The sequence below is a fragment of the Mesoflavibacter sp. CH_XMU1422-2 genome, from assembly GCF_037029245.1.
Lineage (GTDB): Bacteria > Bacteroidota > Bacteroidia > Flavobacteriales > Flavobacteriaceae > Mesoflavibacter > Mesoflavibacter zeaxanthinifaciens.
In genome coordinates this window covers 6,035-7,473 of record NZ_JAYMEE010000085.1, presented here as the reverse complement: position 1 = coordinate 7,473, position 1,439 = coordinate 6,035, and the positions used below count along the sequence as shown (strand labels likewise).

At 30.3% G+C, this 1,439-nt stretch carries 1 protein-coding gene; it reads right to left on the bottom strand.

All coding sequences use genetic code 11. From position 1 onward, the window contains the following. Positions 1-517: 517 nt before the first annotated feature. A complete protein-coding gene (locus WA340_RS12805; protein ID WP_336129374.1) occupies positions 518-1,414 on the bottom strand; it encodes a hypothetical protein in 897 nt (298 codons plus the stop codon). Positions 1,415-1,439: the final 25 nt, after the last annotated feature.

The following is a 1,439-nucleotide window of genomic DNA, read 5'->3' as shown; positions in this document are numbered from 1 at the left end:
TGCCTTACAATGGTGAACATAGAAGTACTCTAGCAATAAATAATTAATATTTTACTTGTTTATTGCCTCAGTTCTTTGTTAGCTGTAGTATTGTTTTATTTTATGTGATTCAGCTGGCGAAATTGTAGAAAGAAAACTTATTTTTATTCCACTTTTTTTTGCGCAACATTCCGTTTTTTAGTTTCTGTTCCGTTTTGAGCGACAGAATTCGACCGCAATTTATTCAATTCCGTACGAGTCAGTTTTAGAGTTCAGTTCCGTTCACCGTTTTAAAATTCAGATCCGTAACAGGCTAAAATTCTGTTTTCAATTTTTTAGAGTTACGTTGCTAAAAATCAGCATGAATTGAGCGTTTTTGGTTGATGCAATATTACAGCTAACGGTTTGGCTATGGTTTCGTTGTGGAATTGTCCGCTAGGACCATTCCGCCGAGACCAAGCGAAGATTTAAAGGTAGGAATTTTCCGTGGAAAATTCCGCCACAATGAATTATAGCCGTTGTTGGGTACAGTTATTTATTATTTTTCAGTTTCACACTTGTATTCAGATTCTATTTTTCTATAAAAATCTTCTACGGTTTCAAATCCAATTTTTTTCCTTTCCTGATTTGCTTTTTTACAATCACAAATTTCTCCAACTTCAAATTTTTCGCTGTATTTATAAGTTCCGTATATCTGACAATCAAGTATGTTTTTATAATCAATTATTCTTGCAAAATGATATGGATACATTTCTCCGTTCAAAACAGCTTCAAGCATATATGGTTTTAATTTCTCAATCCATTCTTTTTTGAAATGTAATGGCATTGATGTTATATTTTTAGTTACATCATATTTTCCTTTTGGTGTTATTTCTCCTATTGTCGAAAATCCTGGCCATGTATTATTATTTTCTTTAATAATTTTTAAAAGCCGATTGTAGTTATAAGAATCCGTTTTTTTCATTTTCTTGTAACCTCCAAATATGGGTGCTCTTACTTTTTGATCTTTTTTAACCATTTCTAAAATCTCTTTTCTTAAAGGTAAATTCAAAGATCTCAAATGATTTTCACGAAGAGAATTATATTCTTTTGTAATTAATGTCCAGTGTTTTGATTTTTTAAATTCGGTCAGCTGCTTTTTCATCCTGCCTAATGTCAATCCATTGAAAATTCCTTTTTTCAGATATTGATAAGTTTTTTGATTATCGATTAGTTTTTCTGAATTAATTGCAGCTAACAAATAATCTTCCTTGAATGGTTTTTTAACGAGCCCGAAAGCAATCTCATAAATTGAATCAGATTTTTTAAATTCCTTATCAAGATTTGCAATTTCAGCCTCATTTATTTTTTCGTAATAATTCAAGTAATTTTGAGCTGTCCCTTTCTGAATTCCAAATAGTAAAAAAGTAATCGAAAATGCTAATATTTTATTCATTCGTTTGTTTTGTGATAATTGTACC

Excerpts from the sequence above, each read along its gene's own strand:
- WA340_RS12805 (WP_336129374.1), bottom strand. The coding sequence starts at position 1,414 with ATGAATAAAATATTAGCATTTTCGATTACTTTTTTACTATTTGGAATT.